The organism is Faecalibacterium butyricigenerans (genome assembly GCF_020687345.1).
In the GTDB taxonomy this organism is placed as follows: domain Bacteria; phylum Bacillota; class Clostridia; order Oscillospirales; family Ruminococcaceae; genus Faecalibacterium; species Faecalibacterium butyricigenerans.
On record NZ_JAJEQL010000021.1, the window covers coordinates 1 to 17,306 of the forward strand.

Below are 17,306 nucleotides of genomic sequence, written 5' to 3' on the forward strand. Positions count from 1 at the left end.
ATTCTCCATACAGTTTCTATCCCTCAACTGGCTAGAACAATCCCACTTAAAGGTTTGAATCTCAGTTTAGAAAAATACAGAATGCCGGATGGTGTAATAATAGAGGTTGAGAGTTCGTCACATTATTTGGGGTCATTTAGTGAGAAAAATGATTCTTCCACAAATTGGATAGAAAAGATCATGGAGGGTGTCGGCATTCACTAGATGGATTCTCAAGAAGCATAAACAGCCCGCTATTTGCAGAGAATTCTGGGAGAAAGATGGCATTTCGCATACGATTATTGGAAAGATATCGCATGATGAGCTTCTAAGAATTGCGGAAAGCATTTCCTGATTTGTCAAGACCTTGCCGACACACTTGTGATTGTTTACAAATGTGTCGGCATTTTTTGTACAAATATACAAAGTTGATAAAATCTCGAAAATTTTTCAAAAAAGCTGTCACAAACGCAGTGTGAGCAACATTGACTAAGCAAAAGCTCCTGTGGGAGTGTACAAAATGGAGGTTATTAATCAAAATGACGAAAGAAGAAATCATTTCCATGCTATCAAAGGAATTGAACAGTGAATGGACGAATGGAGTCACATGTTTGATGGTGGAAAATTCCGATAGCTATATTCCAGTAATAGTTCATCACAATAAAAATGAACTTATTGTTGAAGTAGGAGAACAAGACAAGAAGATTTACCGCATCGGACGAAATGAGCTAAATAAAACATCTTAGTCATCACCAAAAAATCATTGAAATCAGTCACAATTTGACGCATGGACAAAGTGAAACCATCACTTCAATATCCGCTAAGGCCTACATATGGATGCGTTCGCATCACCAATAGTGATCAATTAGCGATTCAGAACGTTCTCAATAATCAAAGTCAAAAAACGGGAGTGCTTGAAATTATCGAGAGAGATACCTAAGATATGATGCTGGAGGAGCGAGATGAAAAGGTTTCAAATTCTAATCCTCACAATCATGCTGGCCAGTTTATCCGCCTGCGCAACAAATTCGTTACCGTCATCCTCCACCGAATCCTCTGTTTCCATATCGGTATCAAATCCACAAGATTTTTTATCAGAACTTGAGGATATGGAAACGAGTCAAATATTAGAAGAACTTAAAATTTCAGATGGCGGATATACCGAAGATTGTTTTTCGGTATTGTCTAAGCGGCTTGTTGAATTTCCAGAAGATACGCTTTGTATACTGAATCATAACAAACTGATGGCTGATACGGATTTTGAAGCGCTTGTCATAACTGGAATTGGAGCAGAACTTCCTTATATTGGGGCGGCAGAAGAAAAAGATACTCTTTACAAATATTTGAAATCTATTTCTACAGATGAAGAATATGCTGAAATAGCATCAAGAATCCTAGACGAATGGCTGTCGGAAAGTGATGGCTCCTAATTTTATCAAAAAAGTGGTGATTCCAATGCAGAGTTCCGTCTTATAAGGAAAATGCTTGAAAGAAGGATAAAAAATGAAATTCCAAACAAAACTCACATTATGCAAAGCTGTATTCATCTTCATAGCAATAGTCGTATGCGCACTATGGGCATTTGAGTTTCGTATAGCAGCTGTTGTTGTACTTTTGATAGACTATATTTTTGATTTTATAACACGTCGTTGTCCTTTTTGTGGGAAGCACTTTTCAATTGTACTAACAGTGAAAGATCGTTGTCCATTTTGCGGAAAATTATTCGAGTAAATATTTTATGGAAGCAGTGGGTATTCCATGCAGAAATAAATGTGTGTGCTATAAAATGTCAGCCAATTATAGGAAGAGACCTATATTCTCTGTAATGGACAATGGTCAATTATGAAAACTATTGCAAAATGAAAATACGATAGCAATCGTACAAAAACAGAAATCCGGAAACTTTTTTGAGTTATTATGGTTCAAAAAAGTTTCCGGATTTTCTGTAATGCTTTTTGAAGAGCCATTCTGTAACAGCCAATCACATTTCTATGAAAAAAGGTCAATCTTCCAGTCTGCCATGGTCGCAGCCAAGAGAGATAATATTCAAACATACTACTCAGCAAAAGCTAGGCACACTCCAAGAATTTATTATAGAGGATGAATATCCCGCGCTTTGAACAATTTAACGATGAATATATTGTGCGATATGGAGAATTTCATTTGCGCGTTCACCTCGAATTGACTTGCAACGCAAAATACGTTACAATAAGCTTGAGGTGATAACCATGGAAAAAACGATGACACTCAATCTCCGTGTCAACCCTACTGTCAAGCAGCAAGCCGAAGACGTGCTGAAGCAACTCGGCATCCCGATGGCAACAGCTATTGATATGTACCTGCGCCAAATCACGCTGACTGGCGGCATTCCGTTCTCGCTATCCCTGCCGAAGGCTCCTGCGGCACTGAACGCTGACACCATGACCGATGATCAGCTTCATGCAGCCTTGCAGGTGGGCATCAAGGAGATTCAGAACGGTGATACCGTGAATGCCGCAAGCGCATTCGCACAGTTCAGGGAACAGCACAGATGAAGCAGTATGACGTAAAAATTTCCCATGCAGCCCTCAGTGATATGGAGCAGATTTACAGCTACATTGCTGACCGTCTACTGGAATCTGACACCGCAATGCGACAGTATGACCGCATTGCAGAAGCAATCCAGTCGCTGAACATCCTGCCGGAACGCTGTGCGCTAGTGGAAAGCGAGCCGGAGCGCACCCAAGGGCTGCGGCAGATGCTGGTGGACAACTACTCGGTGTTCTACATCGTGAGCGAGGATGCGGTGTCGGTAGCCCGTGTGCTGTACAGTGCATCCGACCTTGTGCGCCGTCTGCGGAAAATGAAGTAAGGAGGTGCAGCCATGACTGCCGTGATTTACGCCCGCTATTCCAGCGATAATCAGCGCGAAGAATCCATCGAAGGGCAGATTCGTGAATGTACGGCTTATGCCGAAAAGAACGGCATTACCGTGGTCAAACACTACATTGACCGCGCCCTTTCCGCAAAAACCGACAACCGCCCGGATTTCCAGCAGATGATCAAGGACAGCGAAAAACGGCTGTTTGACATCGTGCTGGTCTGGAAGCTTGACCGTTTTGCCCGAAACCGCTATGATTCGGCCCACTATGAGTACCAGTTGGAACGAAATCATGTCAAGCTGGTATCTGCCACGGAGCCTATCTCTGACAGCCCTGCGGGTATCATGGTCAAGAGTATGCTCACCGGCATGGCTGAATACTACTCGGCAGAACTTTCTGAAAAAGTTGTGCGCGGCATGACCGAGAATGTTCTGAAGGGGAAGTACAACGGCGGCACGATTCCCATTGGTTTTAAGGTGGATGAGGAGAAGTTCTTTCAAGTCGACCCGCTGAAAGCTCCCTTTGTGGTAGAAGCCTTTCAGCGGTACAACGATGGCGCAACTATGAAAGAACTGATGAACTGGCTGAACGACAGTGGCGTGACCACCAACCGCAACCAGAAGTTCACCTACAACAGTGTTCAGACGCTGCTGACGAACAAACGGTACATCGGAGAAAACCACTTCAAGGACATTGTGATGCCCGACAGCATCCCGGCCATCGTGGACAAGGACTTGTTTGAAGAAGTGCAGCAAAAAATCAAGAAGAACAGCCGCGCTCCTGCCCGTCACAAGGCCGAGGACGATTACTTGCTCACCACCAAGCTGTTCTGCGGAATGTGCGGCGCGATGATGTTCGGCGAGTGCGGTACGGGTAGAAACAAGGTCGTTCATCATTATTACAAGTGCGCCACCGCGAAGCGTTTCAAGACCTGCAAGAAAAAGACCGTCCGTAAAGAGTGGCTGGAAGATTTGGTCATAGCTGAAACCATGAAGCTGATTCAGGACGATGCCGTGATTGATGCCATCGTTGCAGAAGTCATGGAGTTGCAGGATCAGGAAAACACCACGCTTCCTTTGCTGGAAAAGCAGATGCGCGAGGTGGAGAACGGCATTGAGAATATGCTGAACGCCATTCAAGCAGGTGTACTGACCAGCTCGACCAAAGGACGCTTGGAAAAGTTGGAGGCTCAGCAGAAAGAGTTGGAAATCCGCATCGCGGAAGAAAAGCTGGCGAAACCGAAAGTCAGCGCAGATTTTGTGAAATTTTGGCTCACCAACTTCCGCAAACTCGACCCGAACGTGAAAAGCCACCGGGAAACGCTTATCAATACGTTCGTGAATGCTGTTTATCTCTATGATGAAAAAGTTTTGATTACATTCAACTACAAAGACGGCACAAAAACCATCACGTTCGATGAGATTGCTGCCAAAGATGCCCCAGAGGGCAATGGTTCGGATTTAGGTTGCTTCGCTCCATGAAAAAACCGCTGGTGTAGAAATACACTGGCGGTTTTCTTTTGCATAAATGTCAGACTCACACTGGCGGGGGGATTCGAACAGCTGCGGCGCTGTCGCAGAAGACAGCGCAAAAACAGCCCAGTGGGCTGTTTTTAGCAGCGTGGCTTGCGTAATCCATCTGTGCCCGCCTTGGAAATCGCACAGCTCTGCACAGACCTCCAGCACATAACAGAAGAAATGCGTTCTATTCTTGCATCGGTAGAATGACCCCATACGAAAAAGCGCCCCCGCCTCGGAGAACATCCGAAGCGGGGGCGTTGTCATGCTTATGCAGTTATGGGCCGCATTTGCGGTCAGGCCCAGTTCTTCCGCCCGTAGCGGGTGGTCATCTGGCCGATCTCCTTTTGGAGCTTCTTGGTCAGCTGGGTCTTTTTCAGCCGCCAGCACCAGTTCTGGCCCACGGTGGAGGGCTGATTGATGCGGGCGGAGTTGTCCAGCCCCAGCCAGTCCTGCATGGGGATGATGCAGGTCGCCGCTGCGCTGCGCAGGATCAGTGCGATCATGCTTTTATAGAGCTGCTCCTCTTGGGTGGCGTAGTCGTACAGATAGTCCCGCACCATGGTACGCTCGGCGGCAGTGATGGTCTTGTACCACGATACCAGCGTTTCGTTGTCGTGGGTTCCGGTATAGGCCACACTGTTCACAGAGTAGTTGTGGGGCAGATAGTCGCTGGCACTGCCGGTATCCCGGGAGTCAAAAGCAAATTCCAGCACCTTCATGCCGGGGAAGCCGCTGTCCCGCACCAGCTGACGCACGGTGTCGCTCATGTAGCCAAGGTCTTCCGCGATGATGTTCCGCTTGCCCAGTGCCTGCTCCACAGCGCGGAACAGCTCGATACCGGGGCCTTTCTCCCAGTGGCCCGGCGCGGCGGTCTCGCTGCCGTAGGGGATGGAGAAATACTCGTCGAAGCCGCGGAAGTGGTCGATGCGAACCACGTCGTACAGCTCGAAGCAGTACCACAAGCGGGTGATCCACCACTGGTAGCCGGTCTCGCGGTGCGCTTCCCAGCGGTAGAGCGGGTTGCCCCAGAGCTGGCCGGTGGGCGAAAAGCCATCCGGGGGGACACCCGCCACTGCTGTGGGCAGATTCTCCTTGTCCAGCTGGAAGAGGCCCGGGTTTGCCCATGCGTCCGCCGAATCCAGCGCCACATAGATGGGGATGTCTCCAATGATCTGGATGCCCTTGCTGTTGGCGTAGGCTTTCAGCCCGCGCCACTGCTCCTCAAATTTGAACTGGAGATACTTGTGGTATTCCACCTCAAAGTACAGCTCCCGGCGGTAGTAGTCCATGGCGGGCTGCCAGCGCAGACGGATGTCCTCGGCCCACTCGATCCACGGTTTGCCCTCAAAACGGCCCTTGACCGCCATGAACAGGGCAAAATCGTCCAGCCACCACTTGTTTTTCTCGCAGAACGCCGCAAATGCCTCGTTGTGGCCGATGTCGCTGCGGGAGTAGGCCAGCCGCAGCAGGCGGCCCCGCTCTGTGTAGAGGCGGCTGTAGTCGATGTCATCTGCCTTGCGGCCAAAGTTTGCCTTTTTGCACTCGGCGGCGGTCAGCGCCCCTTCCTCCACCAGAGCATCCAGACTGATGAAATACGGATTGCCCGCAAAGGCGGAAAAGCTCTGATAGGGGCTGTCGCCGTAGCTGGTCACGCCCAGCGGCAGGATCTGCCAGTAGGTCTGCCCGGCTTCCTTGAGCCAGTCCACAAAGTCGTATGCTTCCTGCGAGAAGCAGCCGATGCCGTAAGGGGACGGCAGACTGCTGATGGGCAGCAAAATGCCTGCACTTCTCTGCATCTTCGTTTACCTTCCTTTATAACTCGATCAAAATACCCGCATGGTCGGACACCTGCGGCTCCCGCAGGCCGTTGAACACGACCCGGCTGCTTTTTACGGCGAGCACCTTGGAGCACCAGATCTGGTCGATGCGCTTTTTGGCCGCTGCATCCGGGGCATCCCGCCAGCCATCAATGGCCTGCACGACGGTGTAGCCCTCGTCCCGCTGCTGTGCCAGACGATAGGTATCCTGCCAGCCGCTGCTGAGGATGAGGTCGTAGCCCTCCCCCCGCACATTGGCTTCGCTGTTGAAATCTCCCAGCAGAAAGGCGGTCTGCTTTGCACCCGCCGCCTGCGACAGCTTTTCCCACTGGGCCGCGAAGGGTTCTTCTTCGTCCTTCCACCAGCCCAGATGCACCGCATAATACCAGACATCTCCTGCACAGATGCCCAGTGCACGGCGGGTCTTCCAGTATTTATAATCCCTGCTTTTGCTCAGCAGAAGGTTTTCGGCGGCGGTAATGGGGGCACGGCTGAACACCGCCATCCCCTCATCGTACCTGTCGTAGCCGATCTTTGCCGGGAGCCAGCTCCAATGGTAATGCACGCCCCGCTCTTCCAGCATCCGGGCCACTGCTGCGGCGTGGTTGTCCGCTTTCAGCAGCACCATATTGCCGGGGCAGGGGTAGTATCCCGCCGGGACATCCCCCAGCAGCGGAGCGGAGGCCGTCTGGTTCACCTCCTGCAGGGCGAACACATCCGGCTGTTCCTCTGCGATGAAATCTACAAAAGCGTCCCGCTTTGCCTCATAGTCCGGCTCGATGAGGCTGTGGGTATTCAAAGTCAACAGTTTCATGGTCTTTACAGAATATCGTTGATGTCAGATTTCAGGACGTCTGCCTTGGGGCCGTACACGGCCTGAATGCCGTCGCCCTTGACCAGCAGGCTCAGAGCGCCCTCGGCCTTCCATGCGGCGAGGTCGGCGACCTTGGCGGGGTCCTTCACGGTAACGCGCAGACGGGTCATGCAGGCGTCCACCAGCACGATGTTCTCCCGGCCACCCAGCAGGGCGATGATGCGCTCGGCCTGACCGTTATCCGACTTCTTCTCGGTCTTGGCGGCGGTATCGTCCGCGTTATCGTCGGTATAGTTGCCCAGACGGCCCGGCGTTGCCAGCTTGAGCTTGCCGATCATGAAGTAGGCCACGAAGTAGCCGATGACAAAGAATGCGGCGACGCAGAGCACAAAGTTGATGATGTCACCGCCCAGACCGGCCTGCAGGGACATAGGGATGCGGGTGATGAATTCCAGATTGCCGAAGGAGTGCAGGCGCAGATGGATGATGCCTGCCATGGCGAAGGCGCAGCCCTGCAGCAGTGCGTACACGATGTACAGCGGCATGGCGCAGAACATGAACATGAATTCCAGCGGCTCGGTGACGCCGGTGAGGAAGACAGCCAGCGCGGTGGAGATGAACATGGACTTATAGTTTGCGCGTTTGTCGGCATCCACCCGGCGGAACATGGCCAGCGCAATGCCCAGCAGCAGACCGGTAGCACCGATCATCTGGCCCACCTTGAAGCGGGCGGGGGTAACGGTAGCCAGCAGGTTATTGTAAGCGGCCATGTCACCAGCCTTCTTGAAGTTGATGAGGTCGTTGGCCCATGCCAGCCACAGCGGGTCCTGACCGAACACCTGACTGCCTGCGTTGACGCCGGTAGCGATGGTGTAGGTGCCGCCGAAGGAGGTGTAGTTCATGGGGATGGTCAGCATGTGGTGCAGGCCGAAGGGCAGCAGCAGACGTTCCAGCGTGCCATAGATGAACGGAGCCAGAATCGGAGAGGTCTCGGAAGAGTTGGCGATCCAGATGCCGAAGTTGTTGATGCCGGTCTGAACCACAGGCCAGAACAGCGACAGAACGATGGAGATGACCACCGAGTAGCCAATGACCACCATGGGCACGAAGCGCTTGCCGTTGAAGAAGGCCAGTGCATCCGGCAGCTTGCGGAAATTGTAGTATTTATTGTATGCCACGCCGCCCACGAAACCAGCGATGATGCCTACGAACACGCCCATGTTCAGCGCCGGAGCACCCAGCACAGAGGTAAAGTAGCCGTTGACGGCGATCTCCTGCCCGAACAGGGTGTGGGTCACGGCGTTGGGGTCTTCCAGCATGGCGCTGGTGACGCCGAAAATGTTGCCGGTGATGACGTTGATGAGGGCAAACGCCAGCACGGCCGCAAAGGCACCGCCGGCACGCTCCTTCGCCCAGCTGCCGCCGATGGCCACGGCGAACAGGATGTGCAGATTGTTGATGACCGCCCAGCCGATGTTCTCCATGGTGGTGCCGATGGTCATGACCGCTGCAATGTCGCCGCCGCCCATCTGCACCAGCTTGCCCAGACTGATCATCAGACCGGCAGCGGGCATGACGGCGATGACGGTCATCAGCACCTTGCCCAGCTTCTGCAAAAAGTCGAAGTTGATGAAGCCCTTCTTTTTCGGCTTCTCTGCGCTGGCCTCCCTGGCCGCAGGTGCTGCTTCCGCTGCCTCAGCGGGCTGTGCCTCTTTTGCCGTCAGGGTCAGCACCGTCGTCTTGCCTGCCGCCGCAATGCCCTCGGCACAGTGCAGCTCCATATCGTCTGCGCCGCCGGTCAGAACGATGGAAGTGATGGTTTTCAGGCCCCGCTCCCGGATGAGCGCAAGGTCTGCCTTGGCCACAGGCTGACCGGCCTTGACCCGGTCGCCCTCTTTGACCAGGATCTCGAAGCCCTCGCCATTCAGGCTGACGGTCTCCAGACCCACATGGACCAGGATCTCCAGCCCATTGTCTGCCGCAAAGCCAATGGCGTGTTTCGTTTCGGCGATGGTCTCCACCGTGCCATCCACCGGGCTGCAGAACAGCCCATCGGACGGCTCGATGGCGATGCCTTCGCCCAGAACGCCGCTGGCAAAGGTCTCATCCGGGACTTCGCTCAGCGGGACGAGTGTTCCGCTGAAGGGTGCTGTCACGACAATAGAACGTGTCGTTGTGGTCATGATGTTCCTCCTTATTCTTCCTCTTGCATCATTCTGCGCAACCATTGCATTCGAGTTGCGTAGTTTTATGCAACAAGAATAATTCAAATCCGCAACTTTTACAAGAGTTTTTTGGAGTTATAATAAGTTTTCTACGTTTCGCACAACCGTTTGCGAGATTCTTTGTGGAAATTGTCGAGGGTACGCAGAGGACAGGATTGCACCGTTTGCGCAATTCCTTGCGCAAACATTGACATCGCGTGGGAACCGCTTTACAATAGAGCTATTACATCAGGGAGGAACAGACTATGGCAGTTACCATCAAAGATGTCGCGGCGGCGGCGGGGGTCTCCCCCTCCACCGTGTCCCGCACCTGCAAGGACAGCCCCTCCATCAGCCGGGACACCAAGGAGCGGGTGCGCCGCGTCATGGCACAGCTGGGCTATGAGCCGAACTTTGAGGCCGAGCCGGTGGAGGCATTTTCCAAGACCATCGGCATCATTCTGCCCTCCTCCCAGCGGGATGTCTACGAAAACGCATTCCATCTGGAGATCATCCGCGGCATCGGGCAGTTCTGCAACCAGCGGCGGTATGTGAACACGGTCATCACCGGGCAGGACGATGCAGAGATCTTGGACGCCATCCAGAGCATGGTGGCCAACGCACAGGCGGACGGCTTCATCCTGCTCTATTCCAAAAAGGACTGCCCGGTGGCGGCCTATCTGCGCGGCGAAGGGCTGCTCCATGTCATTGTGGGCAAGGCGGCACAGTCGGCCAACCAGACCATCTACATCGACAATGACAACGCCCTTGCGGGAGAGGAAGCTGCCGATTACCTCTGCGAGCTGGGCCACCGCCGCATCGCCTACTTCGGGGTCAGCAATGCGATGCTGTTTTCGGCAGAGCGCAGGCGGGGCTACCAGGTGTCCCTGCTCAAGCACGGCATCACCCCCCGCGAAGAGGACTGCGTGGAGGTCAACACCCTGAACGATGCTTACGAGGAGCCGCTGAAGTCCCTTCTCACCGCCCCGGACCGTCCCACCGCCATGCTGGTCAGCGACGACATCCTTGCCGTGGTGCTGGAGCAGTTCTGTGGCAAGCTGGGGCTGCGCATCCCCAAAGACCTCTCCATCGTGTCCTTCAACAACTCACTGTTCTCCCGCATCACCAGCCCCCAGCTGACCACCGTGGACGTCAACCCCTACCAGCTGGGCATGGAAGCCGCCAGCCAGACCATCAACCACATCGAAAACCCGAACCTTCTGGCCACCAAGATCATCGTGCCGCACCAGCTCATCCCGCGGGAGAGCTGCTGCCCGCCGCCGGAGGTCTGAGTTCAAAACAAAAAATCATCCGCGATCCTTTCTCATGAACGGTCTGAGCCTCGTGAGATCTTATCGCGGATGATTTTTCTTTTCAGGTGGCTTGCCCTCTCCGTCATCGCTTACGCGATGCCACCTCTCCCAAAGGGAGAGGCCTTGGCATTTCCTGCAAAGTTTCTGGTTTCGCCAGAGGCTCTCCCTTTGGGAGAGCTGCTGAGCGCAGCGAAGCTGAGAGGGCAAGGATGCTGCCCTCTCCTATTTTTTCCGGTATTCCCGCGGCGTCATGCCGAAGTGTGCCTTGAAGGCCCGGTTGAAATAGGAGAGAGTTTCAAACCCGCACCGGGAGGCGATGGTCAGGATGGTCTCATCCGTAGTTTGGAGCGCTTCGGCGGCGGCGTTCAGGCGGTATTCGTTCAGAAAAGCGATGAAGCTCTGTCCCGTCATCTGCCGGAACCATCGCATGAAGTGGCTGGCGCTGAAGGAGCAGACCCCGGCAGCATCGGCGACCCGAAGCGCCTCGGCATAATGGGCCGAGAGCCATTGCAGGACGGCTTTCAGCCGCTGGGTGTCGGCGGTCTCTGCGAGGAGCTGCTGCTTTCCCTGTGCAATGAGCAGAGCCAGAAAGCGCAGCAGCGCCCCCTTGACCAGCAGCTCATAGCCGGGGAGCTTCGAGCGGTTGGCCTCCTCCACCTCCCGCAGACAGGCGGCAGCCTGAAGATAACACAAATCGTTTGGGGTCAGACGGGCAGGCAGCGACAGCCGCCCGCTCTGGAGCGGAAGCAGATATTTCTCGGCGCAAAGGTCCTCCGCACCACCCAGAAGCTCCAGCTCAAAAATAAGATTCTCGTATTCCATGGACTGTCCCTCCGTCTGCCGCAGGGCGTGGAGGGTGCCGGGCGTAAAAACGAAGATGTCCCCCATGCGGGCCGGGTAAGGCACAGCGCCCACCTGCACCAGCCCCGCGCCGCGCTTGACAAAGACCAGCTCCATGCTCTCCTGCCAGTGGAGCGCCACCTGCGGGAAATCCCCCGGGATGGTGCAGGGATACAGATTAAACGGGAACCGCACGGCACCGTGCTGCTTGGTTTCCTGCAAAGAAGCCTGATTTTGCATCGTCTCACCTCCTGATAATAGGATTGTACCATAGTCTGCACTTTTAAGGCAAGATTTTGATCGTTTTATGTGGTATATCTTGAATTGCAGATGTCAAACCTGTTTTCCGTAGCAAAGGAGGATCCATTTATGAACTTCACCGAGACCTTACAGAATCTCACGGGCAAGCCGCTGGCCGACTGCACGGATCAGGAGCTGTACCTCGCTCTGCTGGAGCTTGTCCGGCAGAAGAGCGCAGACCGTGTGCAGCCCGTCACCGGCCGCAAGCTGTACTATATCAGTGCCGAATTTCTCATCGGCAAGCTGCTGTCCAACAACCTCATCAATCTGGGGCTGTACGAGGAAGCCCGCGATGCACTGGCTGCTGCCGGAAAGCGCCTGTCGGACATCGAAGAGGTGGAGCCGGAACCTTCTCTGGGCAACGGCGGTCTGGGCCGTCTGGCGGCCTGTTTTCTGGACTCGCTCGCAACGCTGGGCCTGCCCGGCGACGGCGTGGGCCTGCGGTATCACTTCGGTCTGTTCCACCAGTCCTTTGAGGACGGCGTCCAGAACGAAAAGCCCGACCCGTGGCTGACCGCCCACAGCTGGGCCGAAAAGACCGACGTCACCTATCCGGTGGAGCTGGCGGGCAAAGAGTACACCGCCCGGCTGTACAAGCTGGCCGTCACCGGCTACGAGGGCCGCACCAACACCCTGAACCTGTTCGATCTGGACACCATCGACGAGAGCATCGTCCACGACGGCATCGCCTTCGACAAGACCGCCATCGACAAGAACCTGACCCTCTTCCTCTACCCGGACGACTCCGACGAGGCAGGCCGCCGTCTGCGGGTGTACCAGCAGTACCTGATGGTCTCCGCCGGTGCCCAGCTCATTCTGGCCGAGTGCGCCGCCCGGGGCTGCAGCTATCACGATCTGGCCGACTACGCCGCCATCCAGATCAACGACACCCATCCCAGCATGGTCATCCCGGAGCTGATCCGGCTGCTGGGCGAGAAGGGCATCGAGTTTGAGGAGGCCGTGGCGATCGTCACCAAGACCTGCGCCTACACCAACCACACCATTCTGGCCGAGGCTCTGGAAAAATGGCCCCGCGCCTATCTGGATGCCGTTGTGCCCCAGCTGATGCCCATTATCGAAAAGCTGGATGCTCTGGCCCGCACCCGCACCAAGGACGAGAGCCTTGCCATCATCGACAAGGACGACCGGGTGCATATGGCCCACATGGACATCCACTTCACCCACTCCACCAACGGCGTGGCAGCGCTCCACACCGAGATCCTGAAAAATTCGGAGCTGCACGGCTTCTACGAGCTGTACCCGGAAAAGTTCAACAACAAGACCAACGGCATCACCTTCCGCCGCTGGCTGCTGGAATGCGACCCCCGCCTGACCGCTGTGCTGGAACAGCGCATCGGCTCTGGTTTCCGCAAGGACGCAACTGAACTGGAAAAGCTGCTGGCCTTTGCCGACGACGAGACCGTACTCGGCGAGCTGACCGCTGTGAAGAAGGCCAACAAGGAAGCGCTGGCGGACTGGCTGCTGCGCACCCAGAAGGTGCAGGTGAACTCCTCTGCCCTGTTTGATATTCAGTCCAAGCGCCTGCATGAGTACAAGCGTCAGCAGCTGAATCTGCTGTACCTCATCCATCAGTACCACGAGATCAAGGCCGGGCACCTGCCTGCTGTCCCGCTGGTGAGCATCTTCGGAGCCAAAGCCGCTCCGGCCTACACCATTGCCAAGGACATCATCCACGCCCTGCTGACCCTCTCCAAGGTCATCGCCGCCGACCCGGAGGTGTCCAAGTGGCTGCAGGTGGTCTTTGTGGAGAATTACAACGTCACCGCCGCCGAAAAGCTCATCCCGGCCTGTGACCTGTCCGAGCAGATCAGCCTTGCCTCCAAGGAGGCCTCCGGCACCGGCAACATGAAGTTCATGCTGAACGGTGCGCTGACGCTGGGCACTATGGACGGTGCCAACGTGGAGATCAGCCAGCAGGTGGGCGATGAAAACATCTATATCTTCGGCCAGACCTCCGATCAGGTCATCCACCGCTATGCCGTGGGCGATTACGACCCGGCCCAGTGGGTGGAGGGCGACGCCAACATCCGCCGGGCCATCGACTTCCTGACCGGTCCCGAGATGCTGGCCGCCGGTCACACCGAAAACCTGACCCGCCTCCACGACGAGCTGATCCACAAGGACTGGTTCCAGACCCTGCCGGACTTCAACGCCTACGTCGTGCGGAAGGGGCAGGCCCTCAGCGATTACGCCTGCGACCCCATGGGCTGGCGGCGCAAGTGTCTGGTGAACATTGCCAAAGCGGGGATGTTCTCCTCCGACCGCACCATCGCCGAGTATGACCGCGACATCTGGCATCTGGGCAAGTGAGCTGAATCGCCCCAACAAAAAGCTCCGTCATCAAAATAGAGCGCATAGAACCGATACAAAAAGCACAGCCCCGTTCTGGTGAAGGAATCCAGAACGGGGCTGTATTGATGAAGGAGAAATGAAGGGAAGATCAGGTTACAGATTCAGCTCAAACTGTTCTGCCGTAACAGTTGCCTTACCATCGGCAGCAAAGGTGATGCCGTCGGCAGACTGGGGCGTGTAGATCCATGCGGTCATGGTCTGCTCGCCATCGTTGACGAAAACTTCGATGCTGTTTTTGTCCAGCAGGATGCGGAGTTTGAGCGCACCGTTCTGGCTGCGGACCTTGCAGCTGCGGCGGTGTACGATGTCGGCACGGGAACCGGCATAGCTGCGGTCCAGCGTCAGCTGCGAGGTGTAGGGGTCGTAGGTCAGGCTGGTGTGATGGTCTGCGTCAGCGGCCAGCTTGAGGGTAAAGGAGCGGTATTCGCCGGGCTGCACCGTGACGGTCAGGTCGGCCACACGGCCCTTGATGCCCTCCAGCGTTGTTTCGCCCTGCACCGTCACATTTTCGTGGAAGGTGCGCTTGCCGTGGACGGCATCCAGCTCCCGCACCGGGGTCTGAATAATGCGTCCGTCCTTGATGTGCAGTTCGCGCGGACAGATGGTCTGCCCGAACCACTTGCAGCCCCGGGGCTTATCCTCGGTGTCCGACCATGTCTGCATCCATGCGGTCATGATGCGGCGGCCATCCGGGGCAAGGGTGGTCTGGGTGGCGTAGAAGTCGATGCCGCCGTCCATCAGCTGCACGTTTTCCTTGGTGAAGGTGTGGGTCACTTCGTCGTAGCTGCCGATGAAAGCAATCACGTTGTGACCGTTGTGGAACTCGCCCTTGGGCAGCATCTCCATGGGGCCGAGCATCAAGACCTGTTTGCCGTCCAGCGGGAAGAAGTCCGGGCACTCCCACATTTTGCCGTACTGATTGTTGCAGCGTTCCAGCACCGTGACAAAGTGCCAGTCGAAGCCGTCCTTGCTCTGGAACAGTGCCGCTGCGCCGCTGCCGTCCTCGGCCAGGCAGACGGTGACGGCGGAGTAGGTGCCGTCGGCCTCACGCCAGATCTTGGGGTCCCGGAAGTCGAACTTGCTGAAGCCTTCCGGCAGGTCTTTCTGGGTCAGGACGGGATTGCAGGCAGGCTTTTCGTAGTCGAGACCGTCACCGATGGCAATGCTCTGGGTCTGGATGTCCCGCATCTCCCCATTGGGCTGCTTTTCTGCCACCACGCTGGTGTACATCAGCAGCTGCTTGCCATCGTCCATCTCAGTGGCAGAGCCGGAGAAGCAGCCGGGGCCGTTGTCTGCCGGAGAATCCGGGGCAAGCGCACAGGGCAGATACTCCCAGTGCAGCAGGTCGGTGCTGACGGCGTGACCCCAGTGCATGGGCGCCCACCGCACATCGTAGGGATTATACTGATAGAACTGATGGTACTGCCCCTTATAGTAGGAGAAGCCGTTGGGGTCGTTCATCCAGCCCACATAGGGAGTCAGGTGGTAGGCAGGGCGTTCCGCCGGGGAAATGGCTGCGCCGTGCTCGGCCTCGTAGGCACGGGCTTTTTGTAAAGTCAAATCGTTCATGGAATCCTCCAAAGGAAAGAATTCTTATGCGTAGTAAGCATCCAGATATTTCTGCATAATGCCCAGATAGTCGGACAGGCCGTAGGCTTCCAGCTTGCTCAGATATTCGTTCCACTCTGCATCCGTAGTGCCGTTCATGATCCAGTCCGCCTTCTGCGTATTCATGTAGGTCTGCAGATCTGCCTGCAGGTTAGAGACCTGCTCGGTGTCCTCGCTGCTCATAAAGACATTGGGATAGACATAATCGTTGTTCATATCCGGAGTGTAGATCTCCTTGATCCAGTCCAGACGGTACTGTGCATCGTCCGGGCAGGTAACGTATACACCATAGTAATCATCCAGAACCGCCAGAGGCCCACTGACACACTGCGCTTCACGGACTTCCACGGGAGAAGCATCGCCCAGAGGAGCGTGCTTCAGCATGGGCTCGCCCTTATCGTTGGTGGACAGTTCAAAAATATTAAAGCCTTCCGCATCGCCGTAAGTACCCCAGTTGTTCTGCGGAGACTGGAGGGGTGCGTACATCTGATCCAGCCATGCGCACACCAATGCGGGGTTAGTTGCCTTTGCGGTGACAACGCATCTGCCGCGGGCAAAACCGCTGGTGAAAGAGCCGTTCTGCGGGGTGATATTGCGGGTATCGGCGGTCAGGGCAGGCAGCGGCTCCCAGTCGGTCAGGTTGTCAATGTTGGCAACATCCCAGCTGAAGCAGACACCATAGCGGCCAGCCTTGCCCTTGGAAACATAGGTGGACCACTCCTGCGTGAAGCACTCCGGGTCAATGAGCTTCTCAGCATACAGCTTGTGCAGCCAGTCCAGACCATCACGATAGCCCTGCTGGGTGGCGGCACAGATGACTTTCCGGTCGTTGGTAACGGCGATATGGCGGTCTTTGTCTGCATCGCCGTAGCCTTCGCCAAAGCCATTGATGAGGATGCTGGGATCCTGATCGCCGTTGTTGACGATGCAGGACATGGGGATGATGTCGCCGTCAATGCCATACTCTGCCTTGATAGAAGCGGCGTTATCACGGAATGCCATCAGCACCTGTTCAAACTCGTCCACTGTGGTGGGCATCGACAGACCGAGGAAGTTCAGCCACTTGGTATTGATGAAGCTCATGTTGCCAACGGTCTGGATGGCGGTCTTTTCTGCGCCGAGCTGCTCGATCCAGGGCAGTGCCCAGATGTGGCCATCGCTGTCGGTGCACATCGTGCGGTACTCCGGGTACTGCTCAAAGACCTTCTGGAGATTAGGCATATTGTTGTCAATGTAGTCTTCCAGATTGAGGATGACACCCTGATCTGCGTAGCGCAGCAGATTGCTGTCGGTAAAATCAGCAGTAAAAACGAAATCCGTCAGGGTGTTGGGGTTGGACATATTCAGGGTGATCTTATCGCTCCACTGGTCGGACTGGATGGCGGTCCAGTCGATGTGCACATTGGTCTGCTCTTCCAGACGCTTGAAGATGGTGCGGTTGTTCGGCTCGGGTTCGCTGCCCACAGGGAAGCTGGTCATACCGGTAAAGGTGACCTTTTCGGACAGCGGAAATGTAACGGCACCGGTTACGTCCACAGCTGCGGCAGCAGAATTGTTGCCGCCGTTGGATTTGCCGCCGCCACAGGCAGACAGAGCAGCGGCAGAGCCCGCCAGAGCGCAGACCTTGAGGAAGTTGCGGCGAGAGATCAGCTTTTTCATGGTATTTTCTCCTTTTTC

At 55.4% G+C, this 17,306-nt stretch carries 14 protein-coding genes and 1 pseudogene; 9 read left to right on the top strand and 6 right to left on the bottom strand.

Annotation, left to right across the window (positions count from 1 at the left end):
* From LKD23_RS08675 to LKD23_RS08705, 7 genes and pseudogenes are all read left to right on the top strand, one after another.
* Positions 1–204: pseudogene (locus LKD23_RS08675) on the top strand (hypothetical protein); the annotation flags it as partial.
* Entirely contained in the window at positions 188–334 is a 147-nt protein-coding gene (locus LKD23_RS12995) for a DUF4367 domain-containing protein (protein ID WP_227621299.1), read from the top strand. The pseudogene LKD23_RS08675 and the gene LKD23_RS12995, both read left to right, overlap by 17 nt.
* A 184-nt stretch (positions 335–518) precedes the next feature.
* Positions 519–725, top strand: coding sequence for a hypothetical protein (locus tag LKD23_RS08685; RefSeq protein WP_005946665.1), 207 nt, complete (start codon positions 519–521; stop codon positions 723–725).
* Between the two features lie 249 nt (positions 726–974).
* Positions 975–1,409 (top strand): hypothetical protein, encoded by a 435-nt coding sequence (locus LKD23_RS08690; protein ID WP_227621300.1) that lies wholly within the window; start codon positions 975–977, stop codon positions 1,407–1,409.
* Positions 1,410–2,207: 798 nt separating this feature from the next.
* Positions 2,208–2,513, top strand: coding sequence for a type II toxin-antitoxin system RelB/DinJ family antitoxin (locus LKD23_RS08695; RefSeq protein WP_227621301.1), 306 nt, complete (start codon positions 2,208–2,210; stop codon positions 2,511–2,513).
* Positions 2,510–2,830 (top strand): type II toxin-antitoxin system RelE/ParE family toxin, encoded by a 321-nt coding sequence (locus LKD23_RS08700; protein WP_227621302.1) that lies wholly within the window; start codon positions 2,510–2,512, stop codon positions 2,828–2,830. Before LKD23_RS08695 ends, LKD23_RS08700 begins: the two co-directional genes overlap by 4 nt.
* 12 nt (positions 2,831–2,842) lie before the next feature.
* On the top strand, positions 2,843–4,321 hold the full coding sequence (locus LKD23_RS08705; RefSeq protein WP_227621303.1) for a recombinase family protein: 1,479 nt from the start codon (positions 2,843–2,845) through the stop codon (positions 4,319–4,321).
* Between the two features lie 332 nt (positions 4,322–4,653).
* Here the strand turns inward: LKD23_RS08705 and malQ are convergent, their stop codons facing one another.
* From malQ to LKD23_RS08720, 3 genes are read right to left on the bottom strand one after another with little or no spacing between them, the layout of a single operon-like run.
* Positions 4,654–6,156, bottom strand: coding sequence for a 4-alpha-glucanotransferase (gene malQ, locus LKD23_RS08710; RefSeq protein ID WP_227621304.1), 1,503 nt, complete (start codon positions 6,154–6,156; stop codon positions 4,654–4,656).
* A 16-nt stretch (positions 6,157–6,172) separates the two neighbouring features.
* Entirely contained in the window at positions 6,173–6,991 is an 819-nt protein-coding gene (locus LKD23_RS08715) for an endonuclease/exonuclease/phosphatase family protein (RefSeq protein WP_227621305.1), read from the bottom strand.
* A gap of 5 nt (positions 6,992–6,996) precedes the next feature.
* Positions 6,997–9,174 (bottom strand): PTS transporter subunit IIBC, encoded by a 2,178-nt coding sequence (locus LKD23_RS08720; protein WP_227621306.1) that lies wholly within the window; start codon positions 9,172–9,174, stop codon positions 6,997–6,999.
* 287 nt (positions 9,175–9,461) lie between these two features.
* On the opposite strand from LKD23_RS08720, the gene LKD23_RS08725 reads away from it, so the two are divergent.
* Positions 9,462–10,487: a LacI family DNA-binding transcriptional regulator gene (locus tag LKD23_RS08725; RefSeq protein WP_227621307.1), complete on the top strand. Its 1,026-nt coding sequence runs from the start codon at positions 9,462–9,464 to the stop codon at positions 10,485–10,487.
* A gap of 243 nt (positions 10,488–10,730) precedes the next feature.
* Here LKD23_RS08725 and LKD23_RS08730 read toward each other — a convergent pair whose 3' ends face one another.
* Positions 10,731–11,588, bottom strand: coding sequence for an AraC family transcriptional regulator (locus tag LKD23_RS08730; RefSeq protein ID WP_227621308.1), 858 nt, complete (start codon positions 11,586–11,588; stop codon positions 10,731–10,733).
* A gap of 129 nt (positions 11,589–11,717) precedes the next feature.
* Here LKD23_RS08730 and glgP point away from each other — a divergent pair, with 129 nt between their 5' ends.
* Positions 11,718–13,979, top strand: a complete 2,262-nt coding sequence (gene glgP, locus LKD23_RS08735) for a glycogen/starch/alpha-glucan family phosphorylase (RefSeq protein WP_227621309.1) — start codon at positions 11,718–11,720, stop codon at positions 13,977–13,979.
* A gap of 135 nt (positions 13,980–14,114) precedes the next feature.
* Here the strand turns inward: glgP and LKD23_RS08740 are convergent, their stop codons facing one another.
* Positions 14,115–15,590 (bottom strand): glycoside hydrolase family 32 protein, encoded by a 1,476-nt coding sequence (locus tag LKD23_RS08740; protein ID WP_227621310.1) that lies wholly within the window; start codon positions 15,588–15,590, stop codon positions 14,115–14,117.
* A gap of 24 nt (positions 15,591–15,614) precedes the next feature.
* On the bottom strand, positions 15,615–17,288 hold the full coding sequence (locus LKD23_RS08745) for an extracellular solute-binding protein (RefSeq protein ID WP_227621311.1): 1,674 nt from the start codon (positions 17,286–17,288) through the stop codon (positions 15,615–15,617).
* Between the last annotated feature and the right edge of the window lie 18 nt (positions 17,289–17,306).